16 protein-coding genes are annotated in these 17,243 nt (G+C 65.3%); 9 read left to right on the forward strand and 7 right to left on the reverse strand.

Translation table 11 applies throughout. The features are described from left to right. Nucleotides 1-1,518, forward strand: coding sequence for an efflux transporter outer membrane subunit (locus ACREXZ_RS18450; protein ID WP_431765547.1), 1,518 nt, complete (start codon nt 1-3; stop codon nt 1,516-1,518). Nucleotides 1,519-1,629: 111 nt separating this feature from the next. Here ACREXZ_RS18450 and ACREXZ_RS18455 read toward each other — a convergent pair whose 3' ends face one another. The 3 genes from ACREXZ_RS18455 to ACREXZ_RS18465 all read right to left on the reverse strand — a co-directional run bounded on the left by ACREXZ_RS18455 (nt 1,630) and on the right by ACREXZ_RS18465 (nt 4,908). Continuing rightward, nucleotides 1,630-2,316, reverse strand: coding sequence for a glutathione S-transferase family protein (locus ACREXZ_RS18455; RefSeq protein ID WP_431765548.1), 687 nt, complete (start codon nt 2,314-2,316; stop codon nt 1,630-1,632). A gap of 65 nt (nt 2,317-2,381) precedes the next feature. After that, complete coding sequence (locus ACREXZ_RS18460) at nt 2,382-3,161, reverse strand: YkgJ family cysteine cluster protein (RefSeq protein WP_431765549.1); 780 nt, start codon at nt 3,159-3,161, stop codon at nt 2,382-2,384. Nucleotides 3,162-3,489: 328 nt separating this feature from the next. After that, a complete protein-coding gene (locus ACREXZ_RS18465) occupies nt 3,490-4,908 on the reverse strand; it encodes a nucleobase:cation symporter-2 family protein (RefSeq protein ID WP_431765550.1) in 1,419 nt (472 codons plus the stop codon). A 384-nt stretch (nt 4,909-5,292) separates the two neighbouring features. On the opposite strand from ACREXZ_RS18465, the gene ACREXZ_RS18470 reads away from it, so the two are divergent. The 3 genes from ACREXZ_RS18470 to fghA all read left to right on the forward strand — a co-directional run bounded on the left by ACREXZ_RS18470 (nt 5,293) and on the right by fghA (nt 8,840). Further along, entirely contained in the window at nt 5,293-6,723 is a 1,431-nt protein-coding gene (locus tag ACREXZ_RS18470; protein WP_431765551.1) for a xylulokinase, read from the forward strand. Nucleotides 6,724-6,871: 148 nt separating this feature from the next. Beyond that, nucleotides 6,872-7,978 (forward strand): S-(hydroxymethyl)glutathione dehydrogenase/class III alcohol dehydrogenase, encoded by a 1,107-nt coding sequence (locus ACREXZ_RS18475; RefSeq protein WP_431765552.1) that lies wholly within the window; start codon nt 6,872-6,874, stop codon nt 7,976-7,978. Nucleotides 7,979-7,994: 16 nt separating this feature from the next. After that, nucleotides 7,995-8,840, forward strand: a complete 846-nt coding sequence (fghA, locus tag ACREXZ_RS18480) for an S-formylglutathione hydrolase (protein WP_431765553.1) — start codon at nt 7,995-7,997, stop codon at nt 8,838-8,840. A gap of 86 nt (nt 8,841-8,926) precedes the next feature. On the opposite strand, the gene ACREXZ_RS18485 is transcribed toward fghA, so the two are convergent. The 4 genes from ACREXZ_RS18485 to ACREXZ_RS18500 form a co-directional block, all read right to left on the reverse strand. Beyond that, nucleotides 8,927-9,709: a metal ABC transporter permease gene (locus ACREXZ_RS18485; protein ID WP_431765554.1), complete on the reverse strand. Its 783-nt coding sequence runs from the start codon at nt 9,707-9,709 to the stop codon at nt 8,927-8,929. Beyond that, a complete protein-coding gene (locus ACREXZ_RS18490) occupies nt 9,702-10,637 on the reverse strand; it encodes an ABC transporter ATP-binding protein (protein WP_431765555.1) in 936 nt (311 codons plus the stop codon). Before ACREXZ_RS18490 ends, ACREXZ_RS18485 begins: the two co-directional genes overlap by 8 nt. Next, nucleotides 10,634-11,533: a metal ABC transporter solute-binding protein gene (locus tag ACREXZ_RS18495; protein WP_431765602.1), complete on the reverse strand. Its 900-nt coding sequence runs from the start codon at nt 11,531-11,533 to the stop codon at nt 10,634-10,636. Before ACREXZ_RS18495 ends, ACREXZ_RS18490 begins: the two co-directional genes overlap by 4 nt. 86 nt (nt 11,534-11,619) lie before the next feature. Beyond that, entirely contained in the window at nt 11,620-12,126 is a 507-nt protein-coding gene (locus tag ACREXZ_RS18500; RefSeq protein WP_431765556.1) for a Fur family transcriptional regulator, read from the reverse strand. Between the two features lie 251 nt (nt 12,127-12,377). On the opposite strand from ACREXZ_RS18500, the gene ACREXZ_RS18505 reads away from it, so the two are divergent. From ACREXZ_RS18505 to ACREXZ_RS18525, 5 genes are all read left to right on the forward strand, one after another. Then, entirely contained in the window at nt 12,378-13,160 is a 783-nt protein-coding gene (locus tag ACREXZ_RS18505; RefSeq protein ID WP_431765557.1) for an L-iditol 2-dehydrogenase, read from the forward strand. Between the two features lie 109 nt (nt 13,161-13,269). Continuing rightward, nucleotides 13,270-14,592, forward strand: coding sequence for an ABC transporter substrate-binding protein (locus ACREXZ_RS18510; protein ID WP_431765558.1), 1,323 nt, complete (start codon nt 13,270-13,272; stop codon nt 14,590-14,592). A gap of 122 nt (nt 14,593-14,714) precedes the next feature. After that, entirely contained in the window at nt 14,715-15,650 is a 936-nt protein-coding gene (locus ACREXZ_RS18515) for a carbohydrate ABC transporter permease (RefSeq protein ID WP_431765559.1), read from the forward strand. Next, on the forward strand, nt 15,647-16,516 hold the full coding sequence (locus tag ACREXZ_RS18520) for a carbohydrate ABC transporter permease (protein WP_431765560.1): 870 nt from the start codon (nt 15,647-15,649) through the stop codon (nt 16,514-16,516). The genes ACREXZ_RS18515 and ACREXZ_RS18520 overlap by 4 nt, the downstream gene beginning before the upstream one ends. A gap of 11 nt (nt 16,517-16,527) precedes the next feature. Continuing rightward, nucleotides 16,528-17,217, forward strand: a complete 690-nt coding sequence (locus ACREXZ_RS18525; RefSeq protein ID WP_431765561.1) for an HAD family hydrolase — start codon at nt 16,528-16,530, stop codon at nt 17,215-17,217. The last annotated feature ends 26 nt before the right edge of the window (nt 17,218-17,243 follow it).

Here is a 17,243-nt window from a genome sequence, read left to right on the forward strand (position 1 = left end):
ATGCAAAAACATTCGTTGATTGCAATGGCGGTGGCGCTGTTCGCCGCGGGCTGCACGCTGGCGCCGCATTACCAGCGCCCGGCGGAGCCGGTGTCGGGCAGCTTTCCGACGGGCGGCGTCTACGACACGCAGCCGGGCGCCGCTCCGGGCGGACGTGGCGCGAACGGCCAGGTGGCGACCGATATCGGCTGGCGCGATTTCTTCACCGATCCGCGTCTGCAGCAGCTGATCGCGATCGCGCTGAAGAACAACCGCGACCTGCGCGTGTCGGTGCTGAACATCGAGGCGTCGCGCGCGCAGTATCAGATCACCCGGGCGCAGCTGTTCCCGACGATCGATGCGATCGGTTCGCAGTCCAAGTCGCGCACGCCGACCAACCTGTCGTCCAGTGGCCTGAATATCTCGAACTCGTACTCGGTCGGCCTGAGCGGGTCGTGGGAACTCGACTTCTTCGGCCGGATCCAGAGCCTGAAGGATCAGGCGCTCGCGCAATACCTGTCGACCGCGCAGGCCCGCAAGGCCGCCGAGATCTCGCTGGTGGCGTCGGTGGCCGATGGCTATCTGCAGGTGCTTGGTGCAGACGATCTGCTGAAGGTCACCGAGGACACGCTGAAGAGCGCGCAGGAGTCGTACCGGATCACAAAGCTGCAGTTCGATACCGGCACCGGCACCGAACTCGCTCTGCGTCAGGCGCAATCAGTGGTCGAAACCGCACTGGCGAACCAGCAGGCGCAGGCGCGTCTGCGTGCGCAGGCGGTCAACGCGCTGGTGCTGCTGCTCGGCGAGCCGATGCCGGACGATCTGCCGGCGGGCATGGCGCTCGGCGACCAGAACCTGCTCACCGACATTCCCGCCGGTCTGCCGTCCGATCTGCTGACGCGTCGTCCGGACATCGTCGAAGCGGAGGAGAACCTGCTCGCCGCGAACGCGAACATCGGTGCGGCGCGCGCGGCGTTTTTCCCGAAGATCTCGCTGACCGGCAACTTCGGCACGCTGAGCCCGACGCTCGGCGGGCTGTTCAAGCCGGGTTCCGCCGCGTGGGCGTTCGCGCCGCAGATCTCGCTGCCGATCTTCGAAGGCGGTGCGAACAAGGCGAATCTCGACCTCGCGAACGTGCAGAAGAACATCCAGATCGCGCAGTACGAAAAGGCGATCCAGACGGCGTTCCGCGAAGTGGCCGACGGTCTCGCTGCACGCGGCACCTACGACCAGGAGATCCAGGCGCTCGAGCGCAACGCGTTCGCCGAACAGCGCGCGCTCGACCTGTCGGACCTGCGCTACAGGAACGGCGTGGACAGCTATCTGTCGGTGCTCACCGCGCAGACGGCCCTGTACTCGGCGCAGCAGTCGCTCGTTAGCGCCCGGGTGAACCGGCTGACGAATCTCGTCGATCTGTATCAGGCGCTCGGCGGCGGGTGGATCGAACGGGCCGGCGAACAGCCGCGTCCGGCCGATGCGCCGGTCGACTACGGCGCGGCCAGTGCACCGGTTGCGGCGTCGGCGGCCTCGGCCGGATAAGCGCTCACGTTACGCTGCACGCGAAGGTGCGTGCAAAGCAGAACGCCACGGTTATGCCGTGGCGTTTTTTTATTCCGCGGCTCGCGCTGCGCGGCCCGATCTCCCGTCTGCTCAGGTGCCCAGACGTGCGTTCTGCGGAAACAGCACCTTGCGCGTGTCCTCGTCCATCTCGGTCTTGTAGGTGTGACGGGCCTTGAGCGCCTCGGCGCGTTGCGCCGCCGGCCGGGCGTTGATTTCGTCAAGCAGACGCTTGACGTGCGGCAGCTTTTCCCATGCGTCGGGCCCGAGGAAGAAGGGCGCGACGCGTGCCCATCCCCATACCGCCATATCGACCAGCGTGTATTCGTCGCCCAGCATGTACCGGTGCTGGGCCAGCCGCGCGTCGACGATGCGCCAGTGGCGCCACGCCTCGAAGTCGTAGCGATTCACGGCGTAGTCCTTTGGCTCCGGCGCGTAGTGCTTGAAATGCACGGCCTGGCCCGAGTAGGGGCCGATACCGGTGGCCACGAACATCAGCCATGAATACATCTGCGCATGCGCGTCGGGTGTGTTCGCCGGAATGAACTGGCCAGTCTTCTCCGCGAGATACAGCAGGATCGCGTTGCTATCGAAGACCGTCACGTCGCCATCGACCAGTGCCGGCGTTTTCGCATTCGGATTGATCGCCGTGAAGGCCGGATCGTGCTGCTCGCCCCTGCGGGTGTCGACAGGTATCAGCTCATACGGCAATCCGCTTTCTTCGAGAAACAACGCGACCTTGGCGGGGTTGGGGGAAGGGTGGTAGTAGAGCTTGATCATGAGATAGCCTTTGAACGAACGGAATGGTTGACGATGAGACCAAAACTGACTTCGGGAGCGGGCTTTCAATGGGAGGCCGGCAGCAGTCCCAGATATTCGAACGTCGCAGTCCGGCTATGGCCCGCGTCGACGAGCGAACTGAGCGCGCCCACCGATACAAGCACATCGACAGTCGCCTGGCGATTCGATACGAAATGCCACGTCGGCGGCAGCGCGGGCGCGACAGGTTCATCGCGAGCCCTGCGTAGGGCGGTCAGCAAATCGCCGCGAGCAGGGGCATACGCGACAAAGCCCTCGTTCGACACCGCAGCCTGATCGATACCGAGCAAGGCACACACCTGCTGCCTGATGGGAAGATCGTTCGCATCGGCATCGCGTGAGCGCTGGATCAACGCCTGCGTGTCGGCATCGACGAGTTTGCCCGCGCGCAGGAGCGGTTGCAATCCGGGTGTCCATGCTTCCGGCGGACACGCCTTATGCGTCGGCGTTAGCGCGATGAAAGGGTTGATTTCCGCCGGATAGATGCGGCACACCAGCGGCCTTTGCTCATAGATCCCGCAGCGCATGTCGGACTGGAGATTCGGGCATCGGCCCGCATGGGTCGCCGCCAGCGTGACGATGATCCGTGTGGGCAACGTTCCGCTCATCGCCGCAAACGAACGGCGACGTTTGTGCGCAACCGGGAGATTGTCCGCGGGAGGCTCTTCGGGCCAGGGTAGCGCCTCGCAAATGATCTGCACGTCGTTGCCGCGCTCCAGCCACGTAAGCGCCTCCGTTACCGTCAACGGCAAACGCAGATCGTGGCAGCACTTGCCGCACATCGTGCATTCGAAATCGATATCCATGTCGAACCGTCGCGCTCCTGTAGACAGCTTCATCGCCGGCAGGCACATCAGGGTGTTCGGCCCTGTACGGCTGCCGCCAGGCTCCAGCAATCTGGCTTGGTCGTTTGAAGTTCGCTGTTCTTACAGGCGGTTCGAATTTTTTTACGGATAGGCGCCGGGCGCTTTGTCGGGCGGAGAGGCTGGGAGGGGATGAAAGAAACGCGAGGCCTGGGCCGTCGATTTTTTTGCGGCGCGTCGATTCAGCGGGGCCTTGCGTGTTCTGGAGGTGCGGCAGCGCCCGATTCGTTTGCCGCACCCGGCACTACGCGATCGTCAATGGATTCGCGCGTCAGTGCACGTCGGCGGCGCGCAGCAGATCGTCACCCGCAGTGGCAGGCTCATCGCCCGCCCCGCGACCATCGAAGTCATGCCCCGCACGATGGATATCGCGACGCGCGGCACGCTCGTCCTTCACGCCGTTGAACACGATATTCAGCAGCACCGCCGACACCGACGCGAGCAGAATCCCGCTGTGCAGCAGCGGCGACAGCGCAGGCGGCAGCTTCGCGAAGAAGTGCGGCGACACAACCGGCACGAGCCCGAGGCCGATGCTCACCGCGACGATGAACAGGTTGTGGTGGCTCGTCGTGAAGTCGACTTTCGACAGCACCTTGATGCCGTTCGCCGCGACCATCCCGAACATCACGATGCCGGCGCCGCCGAGCACGAACGGGGGCACCGACGCGACCACCTGCGCCATCTTCGGAAACAGTCCGAGCAGCGCGAGAAGCACGCCGCCCATCGCGCAGACGTAGCGGCTCTTCACGCCCGTCACGCCGATCAGCCCGACGTTCTGCGAGAACGACGTGTGCGGGAACGAGTTGAAGATACCGCCGATCAGCGTACCGAGCCCGTCGACGCGCAGGCCGCGCACGAGTGTCTTCTGGTCGACCGGGCGGTCCACCATGTCGCCGACCGCGAGGAACATGCCAGTCGATTCGATGAACGTGACGAACATCACGGTGACCATCGTCGCGATCGACAGCGGATCGAAGTGCGGGAGGCCGAAGTGAAACGGCATCACGAAGCCGACCCACGGCGCGCTCGTCACGCCGTCCATGTTCACGCGGCCGAGCAGCGCGGCGATCACGAAGCCGGCGACGATGCCGAGCAGCACCGAGATGTTCGCGACGAAGCCACGGCCGAACTTGTTGATCAGCAGGATCAGTGTCAGCACGACGAGCGACAGTCCGAGATAGACCGGATTGCCGTAGTCCGGATTGCCAACGCCGCCCGCTGCCCAGTTGATGCCGACTTCCATCAGCGACAGACCGATCACCGAGATTACGACGCCGACCACGACCGGTGGAAAGAACCGCAGCAGCTTGCCGATCGCCGGCGCGAGCACGATGCCGACGACGCCCGCGGCGATCGTCGAGCCGAAGATGTCGAGGATGCCCAGGCCCGGATTCGTGCCGATTGCGACCATCGGCCCGACCGCGGCGAAGGTGCAGCCCATGATGACCGGCAGACGGATGCCGAAGATCCACAGGCCGAGCGTCTGGATCAGCGTCGCGATGCCGCAGGAGAACAGGTCGGCGCTGATCAGAAACGCGATCTGCTCTTTCGGCAGCTTCAGCGCGCTACCGATGATCAGCGGTACTGCCACGGCGCCCGCGTACATCACGAGCACGTGCTGGATGCCGAGCGTCAGCAACTGGCCTGCGGGCAGTCGCTCGTCGCACGGATGAACCTGGGTCGCTTGCATCTTGTCTGTCTCCGCTTCTGTTTTTCGGAATGCACTCCAAGGTATGCGGGATGAAAAAAGCGAACAAGACCAGGGCGCGCTATTCCGGACCTCCCGGCGACGATATGGGTTCGCGTGTTTTGCGGGCACGCAGAATGGCCCGCACGGCTGGCAAACACCGCAGGCCCCGTGACGCGGCAGCCTGCGCGCAGGTTCCCCGCGGCGCCGTGCGCGAGCATATGTGTGAAAATCTATGAGGTGTATTCCGCGCTGCGCATGATGGCGTTTCGACGTGGTGGCGCGGGCGGCGGGGTTAACCCTCGAACGGTGGTGACACGCTGTCGCGATGCGGCTGTCGTAAGCTTCACGTTCTTCTCTCGTTGTTCTCTTTTTCTCGGCTTTCTCATGCGCTTTCTCGGCATCGATCTCGGTACCGGTTCACTGAAGCTCGCGATCGTCGACGAAGCCGGTCGCGAATGCGCGTCGGCGAGCGTCGCGTATGCGCTTGATACGCCTCATCCGGGTTGGGCCGAGACGGCCGTATCGACGTGGTGGCGCGCGCTATGCGAAGCGTCCGCGCGTCTGCCCGCGGACGAACGTGCGGCCGTCTCGGCGATCGGTCTGTCGGGGCAGATGCACGGCGTCGTGCTGACCGATGCCGACGGCCAGGCGGTGCGTCCTGCGATGCTGTGGCCCGACACGCGCGCGCTCGCATTGCTCGACGCGTGGCCCGAGCCGCAGCCGAATCCTGTCGCGCCGGGTATGGCTGGTCCGCTGCTGCGCTGGGTCGCACAACACGAACCGCACGCGCTGGAAGCCGCGCGCTGGGCGCTGCAGCCCAAGGACTGGCTGCGCGTCGCGCTCGGCGGCGTGGCTGTCACCGATCCGTCCGATGCATGCGCGACCGCGCTCGCCGATCCGGCCGGCATGTGGGACCGCGCGCTGATCGACCGGCTCGGTTTGCCGCACGATCTCTTCGCACCGTTGCAGCCCGCGTATGCGGCGGGCGGCGCGCTGTCCGCCGACGCGGCGCGCGCGCTTGGTCTGCGCGCGGGCATCGTGCTCGCGACCGGCGCGGCCGATACACCGTGCGCGATGCTCGGCAGCGGTCTCGCGCGCGACGGCGATGCGCTGCTGACGACCGGCACCGGCGGCCAGATCGTCGTGCTTTCGACCACCGAGCCCGCGGCCGCGCGCGGCCTGCATCGCTATCGCGCGGCCACCGACGACTGGTACCGGATGGCCGCGATGCAGAACGTCGGCGTGGCGCTCGAAGCGGTGCGCGGCTGGCTGTCGTATGAATGGACGGATGCCTATCGCGACGCGTTCGCTATCGAACCGGACGACGGCCTCGCGTTCCTGCCGTATCTGACCGGCGAGCGTTCGCCGTGGCTCAATCCGTCGGCACGCGGCGGCTGGCTCGGACTCGCGCTCGGTCACACGCGCGGCACGTTGATGCGCGCCGCGTTCGAAGGCGTCGCGTTCGCATTGCGCGCGGGGCTCGATGCGATCCGCGCGAGTGGCGCGCCGGTGTCGACGCTGCGGCTCGCGGGCGGTGGCTCCGTCGATGCGCGCTGGCGCCAACTGCTCGCCGATGCACTCGACGTCGAACTGCACGCGCTCGATTGCCCGAATGCGGCCGGGCGCGGGGCAGCGATCCTCGGGGGGCTCGCGTGCGGGCACTGGCATGCGGGCGATCTCGCCGCGCTCGCACCAGCGTCGACGCTGGTCGCCGCACCGCGCGCCGATGGGGCGCTCGCCCAGCGTCACGCGCGTTTCATCGAGTTGTATGGGCGTGTCGAGACATGGTTCGACACGCCGAAGCCAGGCACATGAGGATGTCGCGCACGATCAATGCGGCGGCGTGCGTGCCAACGCAATACACACATTTTTTTGCGATCATGACGCCGGTCGCCGCGCGAGTGGCAGAGGTCATGTATTGCGCAACCCAGTTTTCGAATCAACCGATCCAGGAGCATTCACGATGAAGACCAAAGCAGCCATCGCATGGAAGGCCGGCGCGCCGCTGACGATCGAGGAAGTCGATCTCGAAGGACCGCGCGCGGGCGAAGTGCTGATCGAGGTGAAGGCGACGGGCATCTGCCATACCGACTACTACACGCTGTCGGGCGCGGATCCGGAAGGCATCTTCCCGGCGATTCTCGGCCATGAGGGCGCGGGCATCGTGGTCGACGTCGGTGCGGGTGTCGGATCGCTGAAGAAGGGCGATCACGTGATCCCGCTGTATACGCCCGAATGCCGGCAGTGCAAGTTCTGCCTGTCGCGCAAGACCAACCTGTGCCAGGCGATCCGCACGACCCAGGGCCGCGGCCTGATGCCGGATGCGAGCTCGCGCTTTTCGATCGACGGCAAGCCGCTGTTTCACTACATGGGCACGTCGACGTTCTCGAACTACATCGTGGTGCCGGAGATCGCGGTCGCGAAGATCCGCGAGGACGCGCCGTTCGACAAGGTCTGCTACATCGGCTGCGGCGTGACGACGGGCGTCGGCGCGGTGGTGTACTCGGCGAAGGTCGAGGCGGGCGCGAACGTCGTCGTGTTCGGGCTCGGCGGCATCGGGCTGAACGTGATCCAGGGCGCCAAAATGGTAGGGGCTGACAAGATCATCGGTGTGGACCTCAACCCCGGTCGCGTCGAACTCGCGAAGAAGTTCGGCATGACGCACTTCATCAACCCGAACGAGGTCGAGAACGTCGTCGACCATATCGTGCAACTGACCGACGGCGGTGCCGACTACTCGTTCGAATGCATCGGCAACACGAAGGTGATGCGTCAGGCGCTCGAATGCACGCACAAGGGCTGGGGCCAGTCGTTCATCATCGGCGTGGCGGCGGCCGGCGAGGAAATCAGCACGCGGCCGTTCCAGCTCGTCACCGGCCGGCAGTGGAAGGGCTCGGCGTTCGGCGGCGCGCGCGGCCGCACCGATGTGCCGAAGATCGTCGACTGGTACATGGAAGGCAAGATCAATATCGACGATCTGATCACCCACCGTCTGCCGCTCGACCGGATCAACGAAGGCTTCGACCTGATGAAGAAGGGCGAGTCGATCCGCTCGGTCGTGCTGTACTGATCGCAAGGGGATGACGATGCTCGAACTTGTTTCATCGCAAGCCTGCTACGGCGGCGAGCAGCGCTTCTATCGGCACGATGCGAAGACGATTGGTCTGCCGATGCGCTTCGCCGCGTACCTGCCGCCGCAGGCCGCGCGGGGACGCGTGCCTGCGCTGTTCTATCTCGCGGGGCTGACCTGCACTGAAGAGACGTTTCCGATCAAGGGCGGCGCGCAGCGCTTTGCTGCGCAGCACGGCATCGCGCTGATCGCGCCCGATACGAGTCCGCGTGGCGCGGGCATCGCGGGCGAAAGCGATATGTGGGACTTCGGCGTCGGAGCGGGCTTCTACGTCGACGCGACGCGTGAGCCGTGGTCCAGGCACTACCGGATGTACTCGTACGTGCGCGACGAACTGCGCGAGACCGTGCTTGCAAACCTGCCGGTCGACGGCGAACGGCTCGGCATCTTTGGGCATTCGATGGGCGGACACGGCGCGCTGATGCTGGCGCTACGCAACCCGGAGATTTACCGCTCGGTGTCGGCGTTCGCGCCGATCGCGGCGCCGACGCGTTGCCCGTGGGGCGAGAAAGCGTTCTCGGGTTACCTCGGTGACGATCGCGAAGCGTGGAAGCAGTACGACGCGAGCGAACTGGTCGCGCACGCGTCGCGCCGTTTCGATGAGGGGATCCTGGTCGATCAGGGTCTCGCCGACCAGTTTCTCGCGACCCAGCTAAACCCCGACGTGTTCGAAGCGGCGTGTCGTGCGGCGAGGCAGCCGCTGGTGCTGCGTCGTCACGCGGGCTACGACCACGGGTATTACTTCATCCAGAGCTTCATCGAGGATCACGTCGCGCATCATGCGAAGGTGTTGCTCGGCTGAAGCTTTAGCGGTGGCGGTGAAAACGAAACGGGGCGCCGGACAATATCCGGCGCCCCGTTCTGTTTTGCGTTCGAGCCTCGCGTACTTCAGCGGCGTCCGAGCAGACTGCCGCTGTACAAGAGTGCCGCGAGCGCGGTGATCCAGAAGCTCGTCGGCCAGTCGGTGTAGTACGCAAGCGTCAGGCCGATCCACGCTTGCGCGAGCGCGAGCAGCGCGGCGAGCGCGAGGCCGGCGGAGAGTCGCGTGGTCAGGTTCTGCGCGGCCGCGGCCGGTCCCACCATCAACGTGAACACGAGCAGCACGCCGACGATCTGCGTGCACGCGGCGACGGCGATCGCCGCGATCGCGAGGAACAGGATCGACACGGCACGCAGCGAGACGCCCTTCGCTTCCGCGAGTTCGGGCTGCAGCGACGCGAACAGCAGCGGCCGCATGATTGCCGCGAGCGCGACAAGACTCAATGCGGCGAGCGCGCCGAGGATCACGAGCGTCGGCGCGCTCACGCCGAGCACGTTGCCGAACAGCAGCGCGGTGACCTGCGTCGCGTAGGCCGTGAAGAAGTGCAGGAACAGCAGCCCGAAGCCAAGCGACAGCGACAGGACCATGCCGATCGCGACGTCGCGTCCCGCGAGACGTTCGCCGAGCGCACCCATCCCGACACCCGCGGCCAGTGTGAAGCCGACCATCCCCCAGATCGGCGAGATGCCGATCAGCACCGCACCCGTCGCGCCGGTGAAGCCGACGTGCGACAGCGCGTGGCCTGCGAAGGTCTGTCCGCGCATCACGAGGAAGTAGCCGACGATGCCGGCCAGCACCGCGACGATCCCGGACGCCGCGAATGCGTTGATCATGAAGTCGTATTCAAACATCGTGCGTGTGTCCGTCGCGCGGTGTGCTCGAGTGAGCGTGGGAATGAGCGTGGCCGCCGTGATCGTGGCCGTCGTCCTCGTGCGCGTGGTCGTGCTTTTCGACTTCGACGTCGCCCGACATCACGAAGATGCGACCGTTCACGCGCATCACGTCGATCGTCGAGCCGTAGAGGCGCGACAGCACCGGCTTCGTGATGACTTCGTCGACGGTACCGAGCGCCGCGACGCCGCTGCCGAGGTACAGCACGCGATCGAGCGCGTGCAGCAGCGGATTGAGTTCGTGCGCGGAGAACAGCACGGCGATGCCCAGTTCCTGCTGCACGCGCCGCACCAGCTCGACGACGCCTTTCTGATGATGCGGATCGAGGCTGATCAGCGGCTCGTCGAGCAGCAGCAGCCGCGGGTTGCCGAGCAGGCATTGCGCGAGCAGCAGACGCTGCCGCTCGCCGCCGGACAACTCGGACAGCGGCCGTCCTGCGAGCGCCGTGCCGTCGACCAGTTCGAGCACGCGCTCGACGTCCGCGCGGGTTTTCGCATCGGCATGCGGCCAGCCCCAGCGATGACCGTCCGCGGCCATCGCGACGAAATCGCGGCCGCGCACGCGTCGGCCGGCGAGCGCGCTGCGCGTCTGCGGCATGTAGCCGATCGACGGATTGCCGCGCTCGACGCTTGCGCCGAGCACGCGGATCGCGCCATGCGCGGCCGGCACGAGGCCGAGCACCGCGCGCATCAGCGTCGTCTTGCCCGCGCCGTTCGGCCCGAGCACGCCGATGAATTCACCCTGGTTCACGACGAAGCTCGCGTCGCGCAAGATCGTGCGGCCGCCGAGATCGAGCGTCACATGCTCGAGTTCGAGAACGGGCGTGGCGCCGGTGGCCGGCGTGCTCGCCACATTCGCCAGGTTCGCCGGGCGGCCTGTCGCTGTCATTGCGCGGTTCCTTTGCCGGGGCCGCCCACGGCGAGCGCGGTTTCGAGCGCGTTCAGCTGCGCGAGCATCCATTGCTGGAAGTTCTTGCCGGCGGGCTCCGTCTCGGTGACGCTCACCGTCGGGACATGCGATTGCTGGGCCAGTTTCAACATGCGTTTGGTCAGGGCTTCGGTCGCCTGGCTGTTATAGATCAGGACATGGACGCGCTTGTCGCGCAGGTCTTTCTCGAACGCTGCGATGTCCGATGCGCTCGCTTCGGTATCGTTCATCGCGGCCAGCTGGAAGCGCTGGTTGCGCATGTCGAGGCCGATCGCATCCGACATGTAGCCGAACACCGGCTCCGTCGCTGTCACCGGCACGCCGGCGTAGCGGGCGCGCAGCGCGGCGGCCTTGTCGACGATCGGCTTCATCGAATCGAGGAAGCCTGCGAGGTTCGCATCGTACGCCGCTTTGTGCGCGGGGTCAGCAGCGTCGAGCGCCGCGGTGACCGCGCGCGCGACGGCCGGCATCGTCGCCGGGTCGTACCACAGGTGCGGATTGTCGCCGCTCTTCTTGCCGACGAGATCCGCTGCGACGATCGTCGTGCGCTGCGGGTTCTTCGATGCGTTCAGCAGCTTCGTCATCCACGGATCGTAATCGGCACCGTTGTAGACGACAAGGCTCGCCTGCTGCAGCGCGCGCGCCGTCTTCGGGCTGGCTTCGAACAGATGCGGATCCTGGTCGGGATTGCTCAGGATGCTCGTCACGTCGACATGCTCGCCGCCGAGTTGATGCACGACGTCGCCGTAAAAATTCTCAGCCGCTACGACGCGGATCTTTGCGTTTTGCGCGAACGCGGTATGAGCGAGCGTCAAAGCGGCGGCGCCGGCCACGAGGTACTTCGACAGGCCCAGCATGCGGCGGGTCAACGGAGCGGTGAGGGTGTTCATCGGCTTGTCCTGATTCCTGTTGTGAAGAGTGAGAGCGGTGTGTCGGTGGATTGCTATACGGATGCGCCGGCGGATCGCTGAGCATGCGGCTGGGCCTGGCAGGCGGCGCACAGGCCGCTCAGCTCCACGACCTGGCGATGCACTTCGAAACCGTGAGCCGGCGCGCTGTGCGACAGCTGCGCGGCGAGTTCGTCGCCGGGGATCTCGACGGTCGCGCCGCACGCTTCGCAGATCAGGAACTGGCCGTGATGCGGCCGGCCGATCTCGCAGCAGGCGAAGAACGCGTTCTTCGATTCGATCCGGTGGACGAAGCCATGCGCGACGAGAAAATCGAGCGCGCGGTAGACGGTGGTCGGCGGTACGCGGCCGCGCTGTGGCGCGAGTGCGTGGAGCAGGTCGTATGCACCGACGGGCCGTTCGCTCGCGGCGACGAGCGCATAGACCTGGCGGCGCAGCGGCGTCAGCGAGAGCCCTTCGCGGGCTGCGACGGCGTCGGCGGCGGCTAGCTGGGCAGCGAGTCGATCGGTGGATGAAGCGGATGAAGCGGATGAAGCAGACATACGGACATTCCGTGAGCGTCGAATGACGCGAGTGCGGAATGATATAACGTATCGCAAGCGGATGGGAGCGATGCTGCATACGCCCGATAACCAGGCTCGCGATGACTGACGCGCTGCACCATCGAAATCTTGCCGCGTGCCTTGACATGACCGGACACGTATCCGATCATTCGATCACAAACAGAGCAATTGTTCGCGCACAGAGCGTTCGCTCAGCGTCGGACAACCGGAACGAAACTTGGAGACACGCGGTGGCGGCACGACTGCAAGACAAGGTGGCGATTCTGACAGGAGCGGCAAGCGGGATCGGCGAGGCGGTCGCGAAGCGTTATCTGGATGAAGGTGCGCGCTGCGTGCTCGTCGACCTGAAGCCCGCCGACAGTTTCGCGCAGCATCTGCAGGACATCGCCGGCGAGCGCGTGCTCGCATTGTCGGCGGACGTCACCCGTCGCGACGACATCGAGCGTATCGTCGAGCAGACCATGTCCCGCTTCAGCCAGATCGATATCCTGTTCAACAACGCCGCGCTGTTCGACATGCGCCCGCTTCTCGACGAATCCTGGGACATCTTCGACAGACTCTTCTCGGTCAACGTCAAAGGCATGTTCTTCCTGATGCAAGCCGTGGCCCGCAAGATGGTCGAGCAGGGACACGGCGGCAAGATCATCAATATGTCGTCGCAGGCCGGCCGCCGCGGCGAAGCGCTCGTGTCCCACTACTGCGCGACGAAGGCGGCGGTCCTGAGCTACACGCAATCGGCGGCGCTCGCGCTCGCGCCGCACAGGATCAACGTCAATGGCATCGCGCCTGGCGTCGTCGACACGCCGATGTGGGAGCAGGTCGACGCGCTCTTCGCGCGCTATGAAAACCGGCCGCTGGGCGAGAAGAAACGCCTCGTCGGCGAAGCGGTACCGCTCGGCCGCATGGGTGTACCCGACGATCTCACCGGCGCCGCGCTGTTTCTCGCTTCCGCCGACGCCGATTACATCACCGCCCAGACGCTGAACGTCGACGGCGGCAACTGGATGAGCTGATTCAAAGTCGCTTCAAAGCCGCTTCCCACCCGCACCACGTAGACTCATCCGCATCACGTAGCCGCAAGCAGATCACGCAGCCAGTCACTAACGATAAAGGAGACAAGCAATGAAACGAACTCACCGATTTGCGCTCAAGGCGATCAGTGCCGGTGCGCTGGCATGCGCGACGCTCGGCGCGTCCGCCGCGACCGTGACGATCGCGATGTTGAACAACCCGGACATGATCGAGCTGAAGAAGCTGTCGCCCGCTTTCGAAAAGGCGAATCCGGACATCAAGCTGAACTGGGTGATTCTCGAAGAAAACGTACTGCGTCAGCGCGCGACGACCGACATCACCACCAATAGCGGCCAGTTCGACGTCGTGATGATCGGCGCGTACGAAACGCCGCAGTGGGGCAAGCGCGGCTGGCTGTCGCCGCTCACGGGCCTGCCCGCCGACTACGATCTGAACGACGTCGTGAAAACCGCGCGCGACGGCCTGTCGGTGAACGGCCAGCTGTATGGCTTGCCGTTCTACGTCGAAAGCTCGATGACGTACTACCGCAAGGATCTGTTCGCCGCGAAGGGTCTGAAGATGCCCGACCAGCCCACCTACGATCAGATCAAGGAGTTCGCCGACAAGCTCACCGACAAGGCCAGCGGCACCTACGGCATCTGCCTGCGCGGCAAGGCTGGCTGGGGCGAGAACATGGCGTACGTGACGACGCTCGTGAACACCTACGGCGGTCGCTGGTTCGACGAAAAATGGCAGGCGCAGCTCACGTCGCCGGAATGGAAGAAGGCGGTCGCTTTCTATGTCGACCTGCTGAAGAAGGACGGCCCTCCGGGAGCGAGCTCGAACGGCTTCAACGAAAACCTCACGCTGATGTCGTCGGGCAAGTGCGCGATGTGGATCGACGCGACGGTCGCGGCCGGCATGCTCTATAACAAGCAGCAGTCGCAGGTCGCGGACAAGATCGGCTTCGCAGCGGCACCGACGGCTGTCACGCCGAACGGCTCGCACTGGCTGTGGACGTGGGCACTGGCCATTCCGAAGTCGTCGAAGTCGCAGGATGCTGCGAAGAAGTTCATTTCGTGGGCGACGTCGAAGCAGTACATTGAAATGGTCGGCAAGGACGAAGGCTGGGCATCGGTGCCGCCGGGCACGCGTCAGTCGACCTACGCGCGTCCCGAGTACCAGCAGGCCGCACCGTTCGGCAGCTTCGTGCTGAAGGCGATCGAAACGGCCGATCCGAACCACCCGACCGCTAAACCGGTGCCGTACACCGGCGTGCAGTTCGTCGGCATTCCGGAGTTCCAGTCGTTCGGAACGGTGGTCGGTCAGAGCATCTCCGGCGCAGTAGCCGGCCAGATGACGGTCGATCAGGCGCTCGAAGCGGGCAATGCCGCCGCGAACCGTGCGGTACGTCAGGCCGGCTATCAGAAGTAACGCCGTCCGGGACCTCGCGGTAACGTGAAGGACCCCCGGCCGACGCCCGTCGGCCGGGTCCGGCAGCACAGCGGGTGACCGTCTCGCGGTGACCTGCGCACTACCCAAAGGTGGTCACGATCATGCGTCATTTACACCTTCCTCTCATGCAAGTTCGCCCCAAAACCGAGCAGGACCGTGAAGCGCGCAAGGCGTCTTCCGCACGCTGGCTGGTTTCGCCGTCCGTTGCCGTATTGCTGCTATGGATGGCGATCCCGCTCGCGATGACGATCTGGTTCTCGTTCACGCGCTACAACCTGCTGAACCCTGACGAGAAGGGCTTTGCTGGGCTCGACAACTACCGCTATCTCGCGACTGATCCGTCGTTTATCCCGTCGATCGTGCACACGCTCCAGCTGATCATCGCGGTGCTGGTGATCACCGTGGTCGGCGGCATCCTGATGTCCGTGCTGTTCGACCGCAAGTTCTACGGCCAGGGCATCGCGCGGCTACTCGCGATCGCACCGTTCTTCGTGATGCCGACGGTCAGTGCGCTGATCTGGAAGAACATGATCCTGCATCCGGTGTACGGACTCGTCGCCGACGGTATGCGGGCGATGGGGCTCACGCCGATCGACTGGTTTGCCCAGTATCCGCTGACCGCGGTGATCATGATCGTCGCGTGGCAGTGGTTGCCGTTCGCGTTCCTGATCCTGTTCACCGCGATCCAGTCGCTCGATCAGGAGCAGAAGGAAGCGGCGAAGATCGACGGCGCCGGGCCGTTCTCGATGTTCTTCTTCATCACGCTGCCGCACCTGAAGCGCGCGATCGCCGTCGTCGTGATGATGGAAACCATCTTCCTGCTGTCGATCTTCGCCGAGATCTACACGACGACCGGCGGCGGCCCCGGCACCGCGACCACCAACCTGTCGTACCTGATCTACTCGCTCGGCCTGCAGCAGTTCGACGTCGGCCTCGCATCCGCCGGCGGGATTCTCGCCGTGGTGCTCGCGAACATCGTGTCGTTCTTCCTCGTGAGAATGCTCGCGAAGAACCTGAAAGGGGAGTACGAAAAATGAGCCAGCTTGCCGCAACAACGACGCCGGCGCGGTCGGCTTCATCCGCCAAATCGCCGTTCGCTATCGTGAGGCGCAGCATCCCGGGCATCCTCGCATGGCTGATCGCGCTGCTGCTGTTCTTCCCGATCTTCTGGATGACGATCACCGCGTTCAAGACCGAGCAGCAGGCGTACTCGTCGTCGCTGATTTTCATGCCGACGCTCGACAGCTTCCGCGAGGTGTTCGCGCGCAGCAATTACTTCTCGTTCGCGTGGAACTCGGTGCTGATCTCGGTGGGCGTGACGGTGCTGTGCCTCGCGCTCGCCGTGCCGGCCGCATATGCGATGGCGTTCTTCCCGAACCGCCGCACGCAGAGCGTGCTGCTGTGGATGCTGTCGACGAAGATGATGCCGTCCGTCGGCGTGCTCGTGCCGATCTATCTGCTGTGGAAAAACGCCGGGCTGCTCGACACGGTGTGGGGGCTCGTGATCGTCTACACGTTGATCAACCTGCCGATCGCGGTGTGGATGGCATTCACCTACTTCAATGAAATTCCGAAGGACATCCTCGAAGCGGGCCGCATCGACGGCGCGGCGACCTGGCAGGAAATCGTATACCTGCTGATGCCGATGGCGCTGCCGGGCCTCGCGTCCACCGCGCTGCTGCTGGTGATCCTGTCGTGGAACGAGGCGTTCTGGAGCATCAACCTGTCGAGCTCGAACGCGGCGCCGCTGACGGTGTTCATCGCGTCGTACTCGAGCCCCGAGGGACTGTTCTGGGCGAAGCTGTCGGCGGCGTCGCTGCTCGCGGTCGCGCCGATCCTGATCGTCGGCTGGCTGTCGCAGAAGCAGCTGGTGCGCGGTCTCACGTTCGGGGCGGTCAAATAATGAGCGATCGCATGACAGCAGCCGGCCTCGCGTTGATCTGCGACTGCGACGGCGTGCTCATCGACAGCGAGGCAGTGGCCGCGGCAATGCTCGTGCGCGAACTCGAAGCGCGCTGGCCCGACGCGGACGTCGAGCCGGTCGTGATGCCGCTGCTCGGACTGCGCATCGAGCGCGTGCTCGACGGCACCGCTTCGCAGCTCGGCCGCACGTTGGCACCGGCCGATATCGCGGCGATCCGCGGTGCGGTCGAGCAGGCCGCGATGCAGGCACCCACCGTCGCCGGCATCGAGGACGCGCTGGCGCAGATCGCGTTGACCAAGGCCTGCGCGAGCAATAGCTACCGGCCTTACGTCGAGAGCGTGCTCGCTCGCACGGGCCTCGACCGCTTCTTCGGCGAGCGGCTGTTCTGTGCCGACGCGGTCGCGAAGCCGAAGCCCGCGCCCGACGTTTATCTCGCGGCGGCCAGCGGTCTTGGCACGACGCCGGAGCGCTGCCTCGTCGTCGAGGACAGCGTGACCGGCGCGACGGCCGCGACCGCGGCGGGCATGACGGTGCTCGGCTTCATCGGCGGTGGGCACGCGAGTGCTACACAGATCGAAGCGCTGCGCGCCGCGGGTGCGCAGCACGTGTTCGACGACATGCGGCAACTGCCGGCGCTCGCGGCGCAGTGGACGTCGCGCGTGGCAGTGGGTTCGCATTGAGACAACCGGTTAAACGCAGTACTGGC

The organism is Paraburkholderia sp., from assembly GCF_050742655.1.
Taxonomy (GTDB): Bacteria; Pseudomonadota; Gammaproteobacteria; order Burkholderiales; family Burkholderiaceae; genus Paraburkholderia.